This is a genomic window from Erythrobacter sp. (genome assembly GCF_040217515.1).
In the GTDB taxonomy this organism is placed as follows: Bacteria; Pseudomonadota; Alphaproteobacteria; order Sphingomonadales; family Sphingomonadaceae; genus Erythrobacter.
In genome coordinates this window covers 253736-272859 of sequence record NZ_JAVJPT010000008.1, presented here as the reverse complement: position 1 = coordinate 272859, position 19124 = coordinate 253736, and the positions used below count along the sequence as shown (strand labels likewise).

The 19124-nt window shown below is 65.5% G+C and carries 16 protein-coding genes and 1 tRNA gene; 10 read left to right on the top strand and 7 right to left on the bottom strand.

Translation table 11 applies throughout. The features are described from left to right. Positions 1-71: 71 nt before the first annotated feature. Together secA and RIB52_RS11430 are read left to right on the top strand one after the other, a co-directional pair. On the top strand, positions 72-2834 hold the full coding sequence (gene secA, locus RIB52_RS11435; protein ID WP_350175587.1) for a preprotein translocase subunit SecA: 2763 nt from the start codon (positions 72-74) through the stop codon (positions 2832-2834). Between the two features lie 55 nt (positions 2835-2889). After that, positions 2890-3645, top strand: a complete 756-nt coding sequence (locus RIB52_RS11430; RefSeq protein ID WP_350175585.1) for a sulfite exporter TauE/SafE family protein — start codon at positions 2890-2892, stop codon at positions 3643-3645. Positions 3646-3843: 198 nt separating this feature from the next. Here RIB52_RS11430 and RIB52_RS11425 read toward each other — a convergent pair whose 3' ends face one another. The 3 genes from RIB52_RS11425 to RIB52_RS11415 are packed head-to-tail and all read right to left on the bottom strand — an operon-like array spanning position 3844 to position 6951. Continuing rightward, the gene (locus RIB52_RS11425; RefSeq protein ID WP_350175583.1) at positions 3844-4941 is read right to left on the bottom strand and encodes an acetoin dehydrogenase dihydrolipoyllysine-residue acetyltransferase subunit; all 1098 of its coding nucleotides are present in this window, start codon (positions 4939-4941) and stop codon (positions 3844-3846) included. Between the two features lie 5 nt (positions 4942-4946). Beyond that, the gene (locus RIB52_RS11420) at positions 4947-5969 is read right to left on the bottom strand and encodes an alpha-ketoacid dehydrogenase subunit beta (RefSeq protein WP_350175581.1); all 1023 of its coding nucleotides are present in this window, start codon (positions 5967-5969) and stop codon (positions 4947-4949) included. A gap of 16 nt (positions 5970-5985) precedes the next feature. Next, positions 5986-6951, bottom strand: a complete 966-nt coding sequence (locus tag RIB52_RS11415) for a thiamine pyrophosphate-dependent dehydrogenase E1 component subunit alpha (RefSeq protein ID WP_350175579.1) — start codon at positions 6949-6951, stop codon at positions 5986-5988. Between the two features lie 127 nt (positions 6952-7078). On the opposite strand from RIB52_RS11415, the gene RIB52_RS11410 reads away from it, so the two are divergent. From RIB52_RS11410 to RIB52_RS11385, 6 genes are read left to right on the top strand one after another with little or no spacing between them, the layout of a single operon-like run. Beyond that, the gene (locus RIB52_RS11410; RefSeq protein WP_350175577.1) at positions 7079-7435 is read left to right on the top strand and encodes a Rieske (2Fe-2S) protein; all 357 of its coding nucleotides are present in this window, start codon (positions 7079-7081) and stop codon (positions 7433-7435) included. Positions 7436-7486: 51 nt separating this feature from the next. Beyond that, the gene (locus tag RIB52_RS11405; protein WP_350175575.1) at positions 7487-8845 is read left to right on the top strand and encodes an aromatic ring-hydroxylating oxygenase subunit alpha; all 1359 of its coding nucleotides are present in this window, start codon (positions 7487-7489) and stop codon (positions 8843-8845) included. Next, positions 8832-10091, top strand: a complete 1260-nt coding sequence (locus RIB52_RS11400; protein WP_350175573.1) for a cytochrome P450 — start codon at positions 8832-8834, stop codon at positions 10089-10091. The genes RIB52_RS11405 and RIB52_RS11400 overlap by 14 nt, the downstream gene beginning before the upstream one ends. After that, on the top strand, positions 10088-10798 hold the full coding sequence (locus tag RIB52_RS11395; RefSeq protein WP_350175571.1) for a TetR/AcrR family transcriptional regulator: 711 nt from the start codon (positions 10088-10090) through the stop codon (positions 10796-10798). The genes RIB52_RS11400 and RIB52_RS11395 overlap by 4 nt, the downstream gene beginning before the upstream one ends. After that, a complete protein-coding gene (locus tag RIB52_RS11390; RefSeq protein WP_350175569.1) occupies positions 10795-12114 on the top strand; it encodes a spinster family MFS transporter in 1320 nt (439 codons plus the stop codon). The genes RIB52_RS11395 and RIB52_RS11390 overlap by 4 nt, the downstream gene beginning before the upstream one ends. Continuing rightward, complete coding sequence (locus tag RIB52_RS11385; protein WP_350175567.1) at positions 12111-12887, top strand: SDR family NAD(P)-dependent oxidoreductase; 777 nt, start codon at positions 12111-12113, stop codon at positions 12885-12887. The genes RIB52_RS11390 and RIB52_RS11385 overlap by 4 nt, the downstream gene beginning before the upstream one ends. Here the strand turns inward: RIB52_RS11385 and RIB52_RS11380 are convergent. From RIB52_RS11380 to RIB52_RS11370, 3 genes are read right to left on the bottom strand one after another with little or no spacing between them, the layout of a single operon-like run. Beyond that, on the bottom strand, positions 12884-13642 hold the full coding sequence (locus RIB52_RS11380; RefSeq protein WP_350175565.1) for an SDR family NAD(P)-dependent oxidoreductase: 759 nt from the start codon (positions 13640-13642) through the stop codon (positions 12884-12886). The two genes, RIB52_RS11385 and RIB52_RS11380, sit on opposite strands and share 4 nt — an antisense overlap. A gap of 10 nt (positions 13643-13652) precedes the next feature. Further along, positions 13653-14216 (bottom strand): carboxymuconolactone decarboxylase family protein, encoded by a 564-nt coding sequence (locus RIB52_RS11375; protein ID WP_350175563.1) that lies wholly within the window; start codon positions 14214-14216, stop codon positions 13653-13655. Continuing rightward, a complete protein-coding gene (locus RIB52_RS11370) occupies positions 14213-15016 on the bottom strand; it encodes a ThuA domain-containing protein (protein WP_350175561.1) in 804 nt (267 codons plus the stop codon). Before RIB52_RS11370 ends, RIB52_RS11375 begins: the two co-directional genes overlap by 4 nt. A gap of 104 nt (positions 15017-15120) precedes the next feature. Between RIB52_RS11370 and RIB52_RS11365 the strand changes: the two genes are divergently transcribed. Beyond that, positions 15121-17502 (top strand): TonB-dependent receptor, encoded by a 2382-nt coding sequence (locus RIB52_RS11365; protein WP_350175559.1) that lies wholly within the window; start codon positions 15121-15123, stop codon positions 17500-17502. Between the two features lie 360 nt (positions 17503-17862). Here RIB52_RS11365 and RIB52_RS11360 read toward each other — a convergent pair. Further along, positions 17863-17939: transfer RNA gene (locus tag RIB52_RS11360), tRNA-Pro, on the bottom strand. 111 nt (positions 17940-18050) lie between these two features. Between RIB52_RS11360 and thyA the strand changes: the two genes are divergently transcribed. Further along, positions 18051-19010, top strand: a complete 960-nt coding sequence (thyA, locus tag RIB52_RS11355) for a thymidylate synthase (RefSeq protein ID WP_350175557.1) — start codon at positions 18051-18053, stop codon at positions 19008-19010. Positions 19011-19124: the final 114 nt, after the last annotated feature.

The window sequence follows — 19124 nt, the reverse complement described above, 5'->3', positions numbered from 1 at the left end:
GGAGTGCGAAACCCTCCCGATATTCTTCGGCCCTAACGCAAGGGGCCTCTGCCAAACGCAGGATTCGATCCATGTTCAACACCCTCATGAAGTCTGTCTTCGGCTCGTCGAACGACCGCTACGTCAAATCGCTCGGCAAGATCGTCAATGAAATCAACGCTCTTGAGAGCCGCATCAACTCGATGTCCGACGAGGAGTTGAAGGGCCAGACCGCCAAGCTGCGCGAGATGCTCGATAACGGGGCGAGCCTCGACGACATCCTCCCCGAAGCCTTCGCCACCGTGCGAGAGGCCTCCTTCCGCGTGCTCGGCATGCGCCATTTCGACGTGCAGATGATCGGCGGCATCGTGCTCCACCGCGGCGAGATCGCCGAGATGCGCACGGGCGAGGGCAAGACGCTGGTTGCGACGCTGGCGGTCTATCTCAACGCGCTCGAGGGCAAGGGCGTGCATGTCGTTACCGTCAACGATTACCTCGCCCGGCGCGACGCCGAATGGATGGGGCAGCTATACGGCTGGCTCGGCCTGAGCGTCGGCGTGATCGTGCCCAACATGGACGAATATTCGAAGCGCGAAGCCTACAATGCCGACATCACCTACGGCACGAACAACGAGTTCGGTTTCGACTATTTGCGCGACAACATGAAGCACGATCGCGGCTCGATGGTGCAGCGCCCCTTCAACTACGCGATCGTCGACGAGGTCGATTCGATCCTGATCGACGAGGCGCGCACCCCGCTGATCATCTCCGGCCCGACCGAGGACAAGTCCGATCTCTATGTCGCGCTCGACGCGGTGGCGAAGGAAGTGCCCAAGGACTGGCTCGACATCGACGAGAAGACCAAGCGCGTCCAGCTGACCGAGGACGGGATCGAGGAAGTCGAGAAGATCCTGTTCGAGAAGGGACTGATCGAAACCCAGAATCTCTACGATGTCGAGAACACGCAGGTCGTCCACCATCTCGACCAGGCGCTTGTCGCGCATTTCGCCCGCCAGCGCGATACCGACTACATCGTCAAGGACGACAAGGTCGTCATCATCGACGAATTCACCGGCCGCATGATGGAAGGCCGCCGATGGTCGAACGGCCTGCACCAGGCGGTCGAGGCGAAGGAAGGCGTCAAGATCGAGCCGGAAAACCAGACGATGGCCTCGATCACCTTCCAGAACTATTTCCGCATGTATCCCAAGCTCTCCGGCATGACCGGGACCGCAGCGACCGAGGCGGCGGAATTCTGGGACATCTACAAGGTCAATGTCGTCGAGATCCCGACCAACAAGCCGGTCCAGCGGATCGACGAGGACGACGAATTCTACAAGAACACGATGGACAAGTTCCAGGCCATCGCCAAGGCGATCCAGGAAAAGAACGCCATCGGCCAGCCGATCCTGGTCGGCACGGTCTCGATCGAGAAGTCCGAACTCCTCTCGCAGTTCCTCGACAAGGAAGGCGTGAAGCACGAGGTGCTGAACGCCCGCCAGCACGAGCGCGAGGCGGGCATCGTTGCGCAGGCCGGGCGGCTCGGCGCGGTCACCATTGCCACCAACATGGCCGGGCGCGGCACTGACATCCAGCTCGGCGGCAATCTCGATTTCCGCATCAACGATGAGCTGGGAGACATGCCCGAAGGCCCCGAACGAGACGCCGAGATCGAGCGGATCAAGCGCGAGCTCGAGGAAGAAAAGCAGAAGGTTCTCGAAGCGGGCGGGTTGTTCGTGCTCGGCACCGAACGGCACGAATCGCGCCGTATAGACAACCAGCTGCGCGGCCGTTCGGGCCGCCAGGGCGACCCGGGCCTCTCGCGTTTCTACCTCTGCCTCGAGGACGACCTGCTGCGTATCTTCGGCCCCGACACGCTGTTCGCCAAGATGATGAACTCGAACCTGGAGGACGGCGAGGCGATCGGCTCGAAGTGGCTGTCGAAGGCGATCGAGACCGCCCAGAAGAAGGTCGAGGCGCGCAATTACGACGCGCGCAAGAATGTCGTCCAGTACGACGACGTGATGAACGACCAGCGCAAGGTCATCTACGAACAGCGCGCGGAGATCATGGATGCCGAGGCGGTCGACGATGTCGTGGTCGACATGCGCCACGATACGATCAACGCGCTCGTCACGACCGCATGCCCGCCCGGCTCCTATCCCGAGCAATGGGACATTGCCGGGCTCAAGGAGCGCATCGACGAGGTCTTCGGGATCGAGGTCCCGCTCGATGAGTGGCTCGAGGAGGATCAGGTCGAACCCGAACTGATCGAGGAACGCCTGCGTGAGCGGACCGATGCGATCATGGACGAGAAAATCGCCCGCTTCGAGGAAGCCGACTGGCGGCGCGCGGAAAAGGAAATTCTCCTGCGCCAGCTCGACCATCACTGGAAGGACCACCTCGCAACCCTCGACGCGCTGCGGCAGGTCATCTGGATGCGCGGCATCGCGCAGAAGCAGCCGATCAACGAATACAAGCAGGAGGCTTTCGGCCTGTTCGAGACAATGCTCGACAAGCTGCGAGAAGAAGTGACCAAGTTCCTGTTCAAGAACGAATTCCGGCCCGCACAGCCGGCTCCGGTCGACTTGCCGGACCTGCCCGATTTCCTGACCGGGCATATCGATCCGCTGACCGGGCGCGACAATTCGGACGACGATGACGGGTCGGAGGAGCGGCCCGAACTGTTCGGTTCGCTCGCCGGTTCGCCGCGCGCCGCCTCCGGGCCGGGCGGGGCCAATCGCGACAACCCCTATGCCAATCTCAACATCAGCCGCAATGCGCCGTGCCCCTGCGGGAGCGGCAACAAGTACAAGCATTGCCATGGCGCGGCGGGAACCCGGCAGATCGCCTGAGCCGGTCCGCTCGGTGGCGTGACCGGAAAGGGCAGGGCGGGATGATCGGCGCGGCATGATCGGTGCGGTCCCGGCCCTGCTCGTGGTCGCCTTTGCCGTCACAGCGCTCCTCTATGCGAGTGTCGGGTTCGGCGGAGGCTCCACCTATGCCGCGCTGCTGGCGCTGTCGGGGCTCGATCATCGCGTGCTGCCGCTGCTGGTGCTGGCCTGCAATATCGTGGTCGTGGCCGGATCGACCGTCCGCTTTGCCCGGGCGCGTATCCTGCCATGGAGCGGGGCGGTGGTGATGACCGCGCTCGCCGCGCCCGCCGCTTTGCTCGGCGGGCTGACGCCGATCGATCGCACCACATTTCTTGCCCTTCTTGGCGCAAGCCTCGTCCTCACCGGTCTTGCCATGCTGCTGCCGGTCACCAAGGCGCGCCCCGCCGAGCCCTCGCGCGCGGCGCGTTTCATGCCCCTCATTGCCGTCCCGCTCGGCTATCTTGCCGGGCTGGTCGGGATCGGCGGCGGCATCTTTCTCGCTCCTCTCCTGCACCTCACGCGCTGGCGCGCCGCGCGCGAGATCGCCGCGACGGCGAGCTTCTTCATCCTCGTCAATTCGCTGTTCGGCCTTATCGGCCAGCTCCTGAAGAACGGCCACGAGGCATTCGGCGGGGCGATCGCAGGTGGCCTGCCGTTGCTGTTGGCCGTCGTCATCGGCGGACAGGCGGGGAGCCTTCTCGCTTTGAAGGTGATGCCGGGGCGCTGGGTCCGCGGGCTTACGGCGCTGCTGGTGATGGTGGTGGGCGTACGGCTGATCGCGGGTATTTGAACGCCCCGATTACGTGTGTCCCGCCGAATGCCCGGCGGTTTTCGTGCGAATTGCGGCGTGGATCTGATGCGGCAATCCCGCTCACGGCATCGGATGCTCCTTCCGGTCGGCGCGGCGATTCCGTCGCTCTTTTAGCGGGTCTCGATCGCACTGGTCGCGATTCGAGTCCCTCGGCTGCTTCGGAAGCGTCGCGGAAAATCAGCCAGTCAGCGCGGTGCGGATAAGGCGGGTCGTTTCGGTGGGCCTTTCGAGATGCGGCAGGTGCCCTGCATCGGCGACAACGTGCAGGACGTGATCGTTGTACAGGCACCCTTCGCCCGGCGGCGGGATGATGCGGTCGGCCTCGCCCCAGATCGCCACGGCGCGCGCTGCGGGCGGACGGGGCTCCGCCTGCGCGATTTCCCGCGCGACCGCGCCCAGCCTCTCCAGCGCAGCGCCCACCCCGTCGAGCCGCATGTAACGCAGCACGTCGTCGACCATGTCGCGCGATATGGCATCGGGATCGGCGACCAGCCGGGTCAGCACTGCGCGCAATTCGCGCTTGCGCTTTGCCGCGACGAAATCGGCGATATAGGTTCGGTCGAGCGCGAGCCCTGGGAGGAGCGGTGCGAGCAGCGTCAGCGAGCGGGTCGTGCCGGTGGCGGCCACCTGCTCGGCGACCGCACCGCCGAAGCTGTGCCCGACGAGATGGACCGCGCCCAATTCCTCAGTCTCGATGAAAGCCAGTACCAGCGCCGCCATGTCCTCGAGCTTCCCGCTGCCGGGCAGGGTCTTGTCCGATCCGCCATGGCCCGGCAGGTCGAGCGCGATCGTGCGGTAGTCGCTCGCGAGCTCCTCGGTGACGAACATCCAGTTGCCGCCGTCCCCGCCGAAGCCGTGGAGCAGGAGGACCGCCTCCTCACCCGCGCCTGCCTCCATATAGCGCAGGTTCAGGCCGTCGACCTGGGCATTACGGTAGGCAGGTGCTGCGTAGTGCTCTTCCCCGGCTGCGGCATCGGTTTCGACACGCCGGAAAGAGGCAATGAAGGCATCGATGTCCGGCGCGCTCGCGCCGTCTTCTCCCATCACCGCGATCAGGGCACCACAGGGCAGGGTTTCGCCTTCCCCGGCGACGAGGCGAAGCACTGTGCCCGCCTGCTTCGCTTCGAGAGTGTTGAGCAGTTTGGAGGTCTCGATATCGGCGATTTCCGTGCCTTCATCGACCGCATCGCCCTCGGCAAGGTGCCACGAGGCGAGCGTGCCTTCCTCCATCGACAGGCCCCATTTGGGCATCGTGAGCGCGGTGAGCTGCGCCATGCGAGTCACTCCGCCGGGACGGTTTCGCCGAGCGTCGCGCGCACGGCGGCGGCGATGCGTTCGGCGCTCGGGAGATAGGCCGCCTCCAGATTGGGCGCGAAGGGGACGGGCGTGTGCGGCGGAGTGACCATCGCGATGGGGGCTTTCAGGTGCGCGAAGGCCTTGCAGGCGACCAGCGCGGCAATATCGGCGGCCAGGCCACAGCGCGGGCTGCCCTCGTCGACCACCACCAGTCGCCCGGTGCGTTCCACCGATTCGAGGATCGCGTCCTCGTCCAGCGGCGAAGTCGTGCGCGGGTCGATCAGTTCGACCTCGATCCCATCCTTTTCAAGCGTGTCCGCTGCGGCCTTGCACCGCGCGACCATGGCGGAAAAAGCGACCACGGTTACATCGTCGCCTTCGGTCACGAATTCCGCCTCGCCGAAAGGGATGGTGTAGGCTTCGTCCGGCACCTCCGCCTGCGTCTCGTAGAGCGCCTTGTGCTCGAGGAAGATCACCGGGTCGTCGTCGCGGATCGCCTGGATCAGCAGGCCCTTCGCGTCATAGGCGTTCGATGGCATGACCACCTTGAGCCCGGGGATATGGGTGAAGATCGGGTGCAGCGCCTGCGAATGCTGGGCCGCCGCGCTCAGCCCCGCACCGATCATCGAACGGATGACGAGCGGCGTTCGCGCCTTTCCGCCGAACATGTAACGGAATTTCGCCGCCTGGTTGAAGATCTGGTCGAAACACACGCCGAGAAAGTCGACGAACATCAATTCCGCCACGGGCCTGAGGCCGGTCGAGGCGGCGCCTGCCGCGGCGCCCATGATCGCACTTTCGGTGATCGGGGTGTCGATTACGCGGGTGCGGCCATATTTCCCGACGAGGCCCTTGGTCACGCCGAGCACCCCGCCATAGGCATCGTCCTCGCCGCTGCCGCCTGCGCCCCCGGCGACATCCTCGCCGATGACGATGACGTTTTCATCGCGCGCCATTTCGGAATCGAGCGCTTCGTTGATGGCCTGGCGGTAGGTCTTGCGGGGCATGGCTTTTCTCGCCTGTTCAGTAGGAGACGTAGACGTCGGTGGTGAGCTCGTCCTCGGCAGGGACGGGCGCGTTCTCGGCGGCGTGGATGGCCTCGGCGATGGCAGCGGCGCATTCCGTGTCCACCGTATCGAGATCGCCGGGGTCGAGCCGCCCATCCGCAGTCACGCGATCGCGGAAAATGCGCAGCGGGTCGTCGGCGCGCACGCGCTCGAGTTCCTCGCGGCTGCGATAGGCCTGCGCGTCGCCGATGAAATGGCCGTGCTGGCGCATGCAGGTGACCTCGATCGCGCTCGGGCCGCCACCTGTGCGGGCGCGCTCGATGGCGTCGCGCGCGGCTTCGAACACGGCGAAGAAATCGCGTCCGTCGACGGCGGTGGCCGGCATGCCGAAGCCGGCCGCGCGGCCCGCGATGGAGTCCGCCCCGACAGCATAGCTGACGCCCGTGCCCTCGCCGTAGCCGTTGTTCTCGAACACGAAAATCGCCGGCAGATTAAGCACGACCGCGAGATTCATCGCCTCGAAGGTGGTGCCCTGGTTCGATCCGCCATCGCCGGTAAAGGACACCGCGACATGGGGCAGGCGCTTGGTCTTGAGCGTGAGCGCCGCGCCGACGACGAGCGGCGGATTGCCGCCGACGATGGCGTTCGCGCCGAGCATCCCCTTGTCGAGATCGGCGATGTGCATCGATCCGCCCTTGCCCCGGCACAGCCCGCCTTCGCGCCCGAAGATCTCCTTCATCATGCCCGTGACGTCGCAGCCCTTGGCGATGCAATGGCCGTGGCCGCGATGGGTCGAGCCGATGTAATCCTCGTCCGACAGGTGCAGGCACACGCCCACCGCGCTCGCCTCCTGCCCGGCATAAAGGTGGACGAAGCCCGGAATGCGGCCCTGCTCGAACTGGGCCTGCACATTGTCCTCGAATTCGCGGATCAGGCGCATCCGGCGATAGGCTTCGATGAGGGTGGGGCGGTCTAGCTGCATCTGTCGGTTCCCTGTTTGGCGGCAAAACTTTATACAGGCATATCTAAAAATACCAGATCGGATTTCAGGGCAGGTTGTCGAGCCGGATTGACGCGGGCAGGGTTCCCACGGAACGAACGGCGGCGAAATGCCCATTTTCGGGAGCCTTATGGAAGGGATGACGGGCGAGAGCGAGACAGGTTGGCAGCGCGCGGGCGTTGTCATCGGTGATATTCCCGCCACTCGTCCGCTCGCCGTGATGGTCGCCGGGCGCGGTGTTCTGCTGTGTCGCTCGGGGCGCGAGGTCTTCGCCATCGGAGCGCAGTGCCCCCATGCCGGGCAGTCACTGGCGGGGGGAAGGGTGCGCTCGGGCACGATCGCCTGCCCGCATCACGGTGCGCGCTTCCGCCTGTCGGATGGCGCGTCGCTTGGCGGGCCGACCCGGCGCGCACTCGTAACCCATGAGGTGCGGATCGAAGAAGGCGAGGTATGGGTGCGGGTGTGAGGCTTGCAGAATTCATACAGGAATGTAAAAAGGTTTCCGGAGAGGTTCGAGATGCCCCAGCGTTCCCGCAAGGCCCCGCAGCCGACGCTTGACGAGATGCTCGCGCATGAGAAGCGCGCCGTGCCCCCGGTCCTTGCCGAAAGGGGCGAAGCCGAGGTGCCGGTTGAGCCGATCGACCGGCGGCGCTATTTCGATCCGGATTTCGCCGCGCTCGAGAATGCGCGGCTGTGGCCGAAGACGTGGCAGATGGCGTGCCGGCTGGAGGATATTCCCGAGGTCGGCGACTATGTGCTCTACGACATCGCCGACATCTCGCTGATCGTGGTCCGTTCCGCCACCGAAACGATCAAGGCCTTCTTCAACGCCTGCCTCCATCGCGGCCGGGCACTGCGCGACTGCGACGGGACGGCCGAGGAATTCCGCTGCCCTTTCCACGGCTTTACCTGGAACATCGACGGGACATGCAAGAAGCTCGTCAACGAATGGGATTTCGCCCATATCGACAAGGCCGATTTCGCCCTGCCCGAGGCCCGGGTCGCGACCTGGGGCGGCTTCGTTTTCGTCTGTCCGGACGGGTGCAAGGAGAGTCTCGAGGAGTTTCTCGGTCCCGTCTCCGAGGCCTATGAAACGCGCGGCTGGTCGCTCGCCGAGCGGGTCAAGGTCGCGCACGTGCAGAAGATCAACCGCTGCAACTGGAAGATCGCGCTGGAAGCCTTCATCGAGAGCTTCCACGTCACCGAAACCCATGCGAGCGCCGCGCCCTATCTTGGCGATGCCAACACGCAGTACGACGTATGGGAAGGCGTGCCCCACACCCGCATGATAAGCCCGCGCGGCCTTGCCAGCCCGAACATTGAACCGCTTTCGGATGAACAGGTCTACCGCGAGGGAATGCGCCCCGCGCTCGGCGATGCGGCAGACACGCTCACCCTGCCCGAAACCGCCGAGAGCGCGCGCGAGGCGATCGGCGCCGCGCGGCGCAAGTCCCTGGTCGAGCAGGGCATTCCCTTCGCCGGGGAGGCAACCGATTGCGAACTGATCGACACGATCCAGTACCACGTCTTCCCCAATCTGGTGTGCTGGGCGGGCTGGGGAAGCTATCTCGTCTATCGTTTCCGCCCGCTCGGGACCGACCCCGATATGAGTGTCATGGACATCCTGTTCGTCGCGCCCGGAGGGGATCCGGCGGATGTGCCCGAACCGCAGGTCGTCGGCCCGGATGCGAGCCTCCACGAAGCGCCGCAACTGGGTGGATACTGCACTGTGTTCGACGAGGATTCGGCCAATCTTGCCGCCCTTCAGAGGGGTTTGAAGACGATGCGCACCAGGGGGCCGGTCACCGGCGACTACCAGGAAGCGCGCATCCGCCATTTCCACGCCGAACTGGACAAGAGCCTTGGAAGAACTTGAGGACATCGCGCGGCCCGGGGACCTGAAACCGCGCATGGCGGGCTTCATGCGCGCGCCGTGGCTGGCCTACCAGGCGATGCGCGAAGAGGCCGGGCCGTTGTGGACGGAACCCGAAACCGGGGTCGTCTTCGTGCTCGACTATGCGCTTGCCGAAGAGGTGATGCGCAGCCACACGCGCTTTTCCAGCTTCGCCGACCGCGCCGCGATGCGAGAGGGCGGGCTGCCTGCCGAAGTGCTTGAGATCAAGGCGCAGGGCTGGCCGCTCGCGCTCACCATGGTGCAGAACGACGGACCGAGCCACGAGGATTATCGCAAGCTCGTCGGCCCCTTTTTCCTGCCCCGTCGCCTGCGCGTCATGGAACCCTTCGTCGCTGCACGCATCGGCGAACTGCTCGATGCGATTGATGCCAAGGGCGGGCGCACCGATTTCTTTCCGGATTTCGCCGTACCCTTGCCGGTCTCGGTGATCGGCGAATATCTCGGCATGCGGCACCTGGGCGATGACACGGTAAAGCGCTGGTCCGATGCCTTCGCCGACGAGATCGGATTTCTCACCAGCGACGAGCGCGCCGTCGAGATCGCGCGTCTCACGCTCGAATGCCACAAGGCGATGGTCGCGCTTTGCGACGAGCGGCGCGGAGGGGAGGGGACGGATATCATCACCGCGCTCGCCAATGCGACCAAGCCCGATGGCGAACCGCTCGACAATTCGGAGCTGCTCTCGATCCTCACGCAGCTGATGGTGGCGGGCAACGAGACGACCACTTCGACACTCGGCTTTGCTCTGCTGCGCCTTGCACGCGACCCGGACCTGTTCGCACGGCTCAAGGGGGAACCGGAGAAGATCGCGCCCTTCCTCGAGGAAGTCCTGCGCCTCGACAGCCCGATCCAGGGACAGTTCCGCAAGGCGGTGGGCGACCAGCAACTGGACGGGCACATGATCCCGGACGGCACCATGCTCCATGTGCGTTTCGCCGCCGCCAATCGCGATCGGCAGGTCTGGGGCGAAGGCGCGGGCGAGGTGCAGCTCGACCGCAAGCCGCCAAAGCCGCACATGGCTTTCGGCAACGGCATCCATTTCTGCGTCGGCGCGGCGCTTTCCCGACTGGAAATGCGCCTTGCGCTGGCCGAAATCCTGGCGCGCTACCGTTCGGTCCGGCTTGCCGAGCCCGAGCAAGACCTTCCCTTCCGCACGAATTTCCATCAACGGGGCATGACATCCCTGCCCTTGGAATTCGAGCCATGACCGACGACACCAACAGCACCGAAACCAGCCACATTTCCCGCCTGCCCGACCCGGCGGCGCTGACCTCGGGCGAATTCAATCGTTCCCGCCGCACCCGGCTGAAAATCCTCGATGCCGGCGTCGCCGTGCTGGCGCGGGACGGCTACAAGAAGCTTTCGACCACTGCCGTTGCCAAGCAGGCCGACATTACCCGCGCCGCGATGCTCTACCATTTCGGATCGCGCAGCGAGCTGATCGAGGCGATCATCCGCCATGTCACCCGCCGCCGGATCGACATGTATACCGAAGCGATGGAGGACCTCCCGCATGACGACGGATTCCTCGAACGGGCGGTCGATATCGCGTGGGAACAGCTCCAGACGCCCGAATTCGAAGCCTATACCGAGCTTTCCCTCGCCTCGCGCACCGATCCCGAATTGCGCAGCGTCATGGAGCCCGCGCTCGCCGCCTTCGACCGCGCCCGGCGCGAGGCGGCGCTGGGCCTGTTCCCTCGCTACTTGTCCGACAATGTCGAATTCGACCTGCGCCGCGACATCGTGCGCTTCCTGCTCGAAGGCGTCGCCCAGCAGGACGGCATCACTTTCAATCGCGATGAGCGCGTCGGTGCGATGCTGCGCTTTCTCAAGCACCTGATCGGCACGGAAGAAGGCATCGCGCTGCTGCGCAAGGTGGTGGCCGGGGCAGGGCAAGAGGGCGACGCGGCTTGAAAGCCGAGGCCGGGTTCCTCGAGGCTCGGCCATGGCCAGCGCAGCGGCTCGCCTGGACCGCGCTCGCGGTTCTCGCGCTTGCCAATATCCTCTCCTATCTCGACCGGATCGTGATCAACCTGCTGGTCGAGCCGATCCAGCGCGACCTTTCGATCACCGACACCCAGTTCGGCCTCCTGCAAGGTGTCGCTTTCGGCCTGTTCTACACTGCCATGGCGCTGCCCATCGGACGGATGGTCGACAATGGCCCGCGCAAGCCTGTCATCGCCATCGGGGTCGCGCTGTTCAGCCTGTTCACGCTCGTATCCGGCCTTGCGCGGAGCTTCGGCCAGATGTTCGTCGCGCGGATCGGGGTCGGTGCGGGCGAAGCAAGCGTCGTGCCGACCGCCTATTCGATCATCTCCGACATGTTCCCGCCGGAGCGGCTGGGCCGGGCGATGAGCGTTTTCACCATGACCGCTTTCGTCGGGATCGGGCTCGCCTATATCGCGGGCGGGGTGGCGATCGAGGCGGTGTCGGCGTGGGACGCTCCGGGCTTTCTGGGGGAGCTTGCCCCGTGGCGGCGGACCTTCCTGCTGGTCGCTACACCCGGGCTGGTGGTCGCGGTGCTTCTGATGGTGGTCCTGAAGGAGCCGGAACGGCGCGGCGGGCTGGTGCAGCCTAAGCTGCCGCTGCGCGAGGTGGCGGCCCATCTTTCCGGACAGCGCCGCGCGCTGGTGCTGGTCTTTGCCGGCTTCAGCATGATCACCCTGTCGGGCTATGCCTCGACCGTGTGGACCCCGGCGCTGTTCATCCGCGCCTATGGCTGGTCGGCGGGCGAGATCGGGGTCGCCTACGGCGCGCTTTACCTGGTGCTCGGCCCGGTGGGTGCGCTGCTGGCTGGCTGGCTGTGCGACCGGATGACGGCGGCGGGCGCGAGCGATGCGCCCTTGAAGGTCGCGGCGTGGGGCTATCTCGGCACGGGGGTGTTCGGCGGGCTCGCCCCGCTGATGCCGACGGGCGAGCTGGCGCTGGTGGTCTTCGCGCCCGCAATGCTGATGTCGACCATGCCCTATCCCATGGCCGGGACCGCGATCCAGCTGGTGACGCCGGGCCGGATGCGCGGGCAGGTGAGCGCGCTCTACATGCTGGTCATAAACCTCGTCGGGCTGGGCGCGGGACCGCTCGTGGTGGGCGCTTTCAACGATGCGCTGTTCACCGGGCCGGAGGGCGTGCGCTATTCGCTCGCCTGGGTGAACGCGGCCTGCGCGCCGGTTGCTTTCGTCCTGCTGCGTGCGGCGTTCCGGCCCTATCGTGCGCTTCGGAGGGAGACATGAAGCTCGACGGCAGGGTCGCGCTGGTGACGGGCGCTGCCGGGGGAATCGGCGCGGCGGTGGCGCGGCTGTTCGCCGGGGAAGGCGCGCATGTGATTTGCGCCGACGTGGACCGGGACCGCGCCTTTGCGCTCGCCGGGGAGCTGGGCGAGGAGGCGCACGGCGCGCTGCTCGACGTCGCAGCGCGCGGGGACTGGGACCGGCTGGCCGAAGCGATAGGGGAGCGCCATGGCAGGCTCGACGTGTTGGTCAACAATGCCGGCATTTCGGGAATGGGCGACGTCGACAGTATCGATACCGCCTTCTGGGAACGATTCCAGCGAATCAACGGCGACAGCATCTTCCATTCGGTGCAGGCTCTGGCTCCGCTGTTGCGCGCATCCGATCACGCCGCGATCGTCAATGTCGGCTCGCTCCTTGCCTTGAGGCCCAATGCGGCGCTGCCTGCCTATTGCGCTGCCAAGGCGTCATTGCGCGCGCAGACCAAGGCCTATGCGCTGCATTTCGCCGAGCGCGGCGAATATATCCGCGTGAACGCGGTCCACCCCGGATCGACGCTCACGCCGATGATGGAGGCCAATCTCGGCAACACCGGGGAAGAGCGCGAGGCGAATTACGCCCGCCGTGTCGCACTCCATCCGCTGGGTGCGGCGACCGGGCGGATCGTGCTGCCCGAGGATGTGGCGAAGGCGGTGCTGTTCCTGTCCTGCGAGGATTCGGCCTTCGTCACCGGCATCGACCTGCCCGTCGACGGCGGCGCGAGCATCGCCAATTAGAGCGACACCCGCCGCGTCTGCCCGCCATCGACGATGAGGTTGACCCCGGTGACCCACGAGGCGCGCTTCGACAGCAGGAAAACGCCCGCATCCGCGACCTCCTCCGCCGTGCCGAGCCGTCCGAAGGGGATCTCCGCCACGGTCGCCTCGTAATAGTCGGGATAATTGACCTTGTGCCTCTCCCAGTTGCCGCCGGGAAAGGTCGTCGCGCCGGGCGAAATGCAGTTCACCCGCACGCCCTTCTTGCCCAGCACCTGGCTGATCTGCTTGGCATAGACGATCAGCCCCGCTTTCATCACGTTGTAGGGCTGGACGAAGGGATAGGTTTCCAGCCCCGCCGTCGAGGACACGAACAGGACCGATCCGCCGCCCGCCGCGAGAGGCTCCTCCAGGGTCTCCAGACCGCGCACCGCGCCCATCAGGTCGACCTCGAAATTGGCGCGCCATTTTGCGTCGCCGCCCGCGCCGCCTCCCCCTGAGACATTGTGGACGAAGGCATCGCACCCGCCGAGCCAATGCGCGGCTCCGGCGAGCCATGCGCGGTAGGCGTCCGCGTCGCCGACATCGACCGCCGCCCCTTTCACGTGAAAGCCGCGCGCGCCCCACGCCTTCTCGCATGTCGCCACCGCGTCGGCATCGCGCGCGCAAAAGGCGAGATCGGCGCCCGCCTCGAGCAGCTTTTCCGCGATCCGATTGCCGATTCCCCGCGTCGCGCCGGTGACGATCGCCTTTGCGCCCTTCATTTCGAGATCCATTGCCTATCTCCTAAGTCGCTCTGGTGTAGTGGGGCCGGTCCTCGGGCAGCGGCGGCAGGCCGTCCTCGAGCGGCACACGAAGCGCGTTCAGCTGCAGCGAGATCGTCATGAAATTGCCCGACAGCCAGACAAGGTCGACGATCTGGTCGGGCGCGTAATGCTGCGCAAGCTCACCCCACACCTCTTCGCCGATCGTCCAGCGCGACTGCATGTCATCGACTGCCGCCACGATCGCCGCTTCGCCCGGCGTCCAGTGCGGGCTTTCCGCCCCGACGCACAGCGCTTCGAAATCGGACTCCCCGAATCCCCCGCGACGCGCGACGATCGAGTGCATCCCCCATTCATAGGCGCACCGGGCGTTCCAGCCGACCCGCAGGATCGCGATCTCGCGCTCGCGAAAGGGCAATGTGTTGTGCATCAGGATATGTTCGCCGAAGGGCAGCCACGTCAGCAGCGTGTCCGGCGAATGGGCGAGCGTGCGGTGAAGCTTGTAGGGCCAGGCTTCGATCACGCGCGCGAGCTTTTCGGGAATGTCCCCATCGCCGAGCGGCGGAAGGCCGGGCCCGGGGCTCATGCCTCTTCTCCTTCGATCACCGGCACGCGGCAGGCCCAGCGCAGGCACCGCGCCAGCACCTCGCGGAATTCGGGCACGACCCACGCGCCGCGTTCGACATGCGGATAGAATGGCGTGCGGTGCGGTGCGTCATAATGGCCGCGGGCATGGCCCGGGGTGAAATAGAGCACTTCGCCCGCCCCCAGTGTGCGGCGATAGAGCACGGCGTGGTCTCTTTCGGGCCAGTCATCGCGGACGAATCCCGGCGCCGCGCCGCCGAAACGCGCGTGGAGCAGGACCTCGATGTCGCCCGCATAGTCCGACAGGTAAAGCTCGTCCTCGATCGTGAAGGGCGCGATCCCGGCGCTCAGCGGGTCCGCCACCGGGCCGGGGCGCACCTCGTACGGGCCGATCGGCGGATGGGCCTGGAAGGAACTGCCCAGCGTCTCGAGGAAATCGCCCGCCGCCGGGCGACCCGATACGCCTTCCCCGCCCCATTCGAGCAGCGAATTGGTCGCATGCAGGGCAAGCCAACGCCCGCCTTGTTCGACGAAATCACGCAGCCGCAGCGCCGCTTCGGGCGAAGGCTCGACATTGCAGGTATAGCTGATCAGGGCGGTGTCCCGATGGCCGTCGAATTCTTCGTATGTCGCGGACACCGCGACCCGGTTGCGCGGCTCCTCGCCCAGCGCGCGCAGCAATTCCATCCGCACGAAATCGAAATCGTGCGCCATGCCGCCGACCACCAGCCTGACCTCGCGCCGCCCTATTGCGCCCGAGCCTGCTGCCGCCCGTTCTTCGCCCGTTGCTGACCTGTCCATTCTGCCAATCTTGACTTTTCTTACTGGCCTGTCAAAAAGTTTGTGAGCGCCAAAAGGCCCCATGCCGTAACGGCAGGGGACAATCAGCGCCGGGGAGAGGAAAAATGAGCCAATACAAAACACGCTTGCGTGCAGGACTCGCCGTGGGGGCGATCTGCCTTGTCCTGCCGGCTGTCGCACAGGCGCAGGACGCATCGGATGGGGGCGCCGAGGCGACCTCGGACCAGGGCCTGCGCCAGATCGTCGTCACTGCCCAGCGCCGGGCCGAGGCGCAGCAGGACGTGCCGATCGCGATCACCGCATTCGACCAGGCCGAAGTCGAACGCTTCAACGCGCGCGACATTTCCGAACTGGCGGGCCAGGTCCCCAACCTCGTCCTGACCGAGGTCAATATCGGACCGAGCCTCGCGCAGGTGTCGATCCGCGGGGTGAACTCGCAGGACCCGGAAAAGAGCTTCGATCCCGCGGTCGGGACCTTCCTCGACGGGATCTATCTCGGCACCTCGGCCTTCAACCTGCTCGACACGTTCGACCTTGAACGCATCGAGGTGCTGCGCGGGCCGCAGGGCACCCTGTTCGGCCGCAACACCACCGGCGGCGCGCTGAACGCCACCCGCCGCCGCCCGACCGGCGAATTCGGCGCGCGCGGGGTCGTGACCGTGGGCAATTTCGACACGCTCGATTTCCGCGGAGAGATCAACACCCCGTTGATCGGCGACACTGTCTCATTGCTGGTGCGCGGGCAGTATCTCACCGATGACGGCTTTTTCGCCAATCCAGCCGGGGGCTCGCGCGGTGCGCGCGATCGCTGGAATTTCGGCACCGTGCTGAGGATCGAAACGCCGGGGGTCGCGACCTTCGACATCATCTACGACCATGCCGAGGACAATTCGGACCTCGCGCCTTATGTCCCGCGCGGCATCGCGGGGACCGAGCCGCTGCCGATCGACCTCATCCAGACGACCTTCCCGGTTCCGGCGACGGTCACGCCCGCTTTCGGCCCGGACCCGCTCTGCCTGATCCAGGGCATCTGCGACGACCCGGTCAATCCCGTTTCGACCTCGACCGACCCGCATTTCCTCGATGCTCGGCTCGATGCGCTGACGGTGACGGGCGACATCTACCTGTCGGACACGCTGACCCTGTCGACCGTGTTCGGGATGCGCGATTCGCGCGAGGAGGTGTTCATCGACTTCGACGGGTCGAGCGCGACCGCCTTCAACGTGGTGCGCGAACAGGATTACAGCCAGTATAGCGGCGAGATACGCCTTGCCAGTTCGTTCGAGGGCCCGATCAATTTCGTCGCGGGCGCGTTCCATTTCCATTCGGAATACAGCCTGCGCCAGGCGATCAAGCTTGACCTGTCCGTGGTCGGCGCGCCGGTCCCGCCGGGTGTCCTCTTCGTCAACGGGGCGGGGGACGAGGACGATCACGAATCCACCACCACCGCCATTTTCGCGCAGGCCGACTGGGCCGTGACCGACACGCTCACCCTGACATTGGGCGGGCGGGCGACCTGGGACGAAAAGAGCATCGAAACGCGGTTCTACGATGCGGGCCTGCCGCCGACCGCGCCCTATCAGATCACCGACGGCATTCCCGACGGCCGTCCGCTGACCGATGCAGGCGGCGCGAGCGAGGACTGGTTCGAATTCACGCCCAAGGTGATGCTGACCTGGGAACCGGACGCGGACATGCTCTATTACGCCTCGTTCACGCGCGGCTACAATGCGGGCGGGTTCAGCGCGCGCGCCGGGACCGTGCGCGACGTGACGACGCCGTTCGATCCGGAGATCATCGACGCTTTCGAAGTTGGCGGCAAGCTTGACCTGCTGGACCGGCGGTTGCGGATCAACGCCGCGCTGTTCTGGAACGAATACAAGGACAAGCAGGAAGAGGCGATCGAGCCCGGCCCGCCGCCCACCTTTACCTCCACCACGGTGCGCAACGTCGCCGAGGCGCGTATCCGCGGGGCCGAACTGGAGGTGAGCGCTCTGCCTTTCGAGGGGCTGAGGATTGATGCCTCGCTCGGTTATCTCGATGCCGAATACACCGATTACGAAGCGTTCATCGCGTCTTCGACCTATATCTCGACCCCGCCGCAGCCGCCCGGCACGCTGATCCTCGCCGACCTCTCGACGCTGGAGCTGCGCAACGCGCCCGAATGGACCGGCAGCATCGGCGCGACCTACACCGCCGATCTCGGCTTCGGCGAATTACAATTGAACGGGCAGGGCCGCTATGTCGGCGAGCGGGTGCAGGAATTCTTCAATTCGCCGCGCGGCATCGTCGAGGGGCTGTGGCGGGTCGATTCCTCGGCGACGATCAGTTTCGGCGGTCCCGACCAGGACATGTTCCGTGTCACCGCCTTCGTCGAGAACCTGTTCGACGAGCAGATCAATTTCGGCCTTACCAATTCGATCGTCGATTTCGGGACATTGTCGCCGCCGCGCCTTTACGGCGTCGAAATCGGCTTCGCTTTCTAACCCCCTGGTCGCCCGGGATCGGAGGAAGCCCGTGGCGGATGGATCTCTGCGCCACGGACGGACTGGGGGCTCCGCGGCGGCGCGGGGCCCCATTTTTGCCGTGCGGGTCAATGCTGGCGCTGTTGGATCGCGCTTGCGGTAATCCTACGGTGATCCTCGCACGTGGATCGCCCCGAAAGTATTTCATCAACTTGCGCCGCTCATGATAGTGAACGGGCGAAGCGACGAACGGCGGCTTCGGCATACGCTGCGGGGACTGGTCGTTCGGCCGGAGCGCCGGCCGCTTCGCACCGCAGCCGGTCGCTCCATCGCGCGGGAGCGCCTGTCTCCCATCGGACCGATCCATTCGAGAAAGCAAATTGGTCGGGGAGAGAGGATTCGAACCTCCGGCCCCTGCCTCCCGAAGACAGTGCTCTACCAGGCTGAGCTACTCCCCGACCGTGTCGGTCCCGCGGAATCGCTTACCCGCGGGTCGAGGCAAGGCGCGCCCTATAGGTGGGACGGGGCGGGGTGGCAAGCGGGCAATTGGCCGCTATGGCGTGTTTGTTATGCAAAGCGCATCCGTTCCCGATTCCTCGCCCCATTACGAAGAGCAATATCTGCAGCTGATGCGCCGGATCTGGGAGCGGGGCAGCGAGCGTGTCGACCGCACGGGGATTGGCACGCGGTCGATCTGCGGGGTGCAGCTGCGCTTCGACCTTACCCATGGTGCCATGCCGCTGCTCACGACGAAACGCGTCTACTGGAAAACCGCGACGCGCGAAACGCTGTGGTTCCTGACCGGCGAGACCAATATTCGTCCGCTCGTGCTCCAGGGGGTCAAGATATGGAATGAATGGCCGCATGCGCGCTATGTCCGGGAAACCGGGGACGACATTGCGCTCGACGATTTCGTGCAGCGCATTGCGGACGATGAAAAGTTTGCCAAGCGCTGGGGCGACCTGGGCCCGGTCTACGGCAAGCAATGGGTGGACTGGCCCACCTTCCGCTATCGCAGGGACGGGCTTTACGAAAAGGGTCCGGGCATCAACCAGGTCGCCGAGGTCGTCGAAAGCCTGCGGACCAATCCCGCGAGCCGGCGCCACATCATCGAGGGTTGGAACGTTGCGGAACTCGACCGCATGGCCCTCCCGCCGTGTCACAAGACCTACCAGTTCCATGTCGCGGGCGAAGGCCCGGACGCGCGGCTTAATTGCATTCTCTACCAAAGAAGCTGCGATGTCGCGCTCGGCCTGCCCTTCAACCTGTGGTCGGCGGCTCTGCTCACCCGGATGATGGCACAGCAGGTCGACATGGAGCCGGGCGAGCTTGTCTGGATGGGCGGGGACGTCCATCTCTATCTGAACCACGCCGCGCTGGTCGAGGAACAGCTCGCGCGCCGGCCGGAGGGGCATCCGAGGCTGGAGATCGTGCGAAGGCCTGCGACAATATTCGACTATGAAATCGAGGATTTCATGGTCCATGATTACGCCCCGCAACCGCCGATCAAGGCACCTGTTGCGGTATGAGCGCGAGCTCGCTGCCGCGCTTGACCGCTTCACGGCGCTGAAATAAAAATTCACGCGCAAGCAATGATCGCTGCGCGAAGGTTGCGATCGGCTTCACTCTTTTGGGAGAGCGCC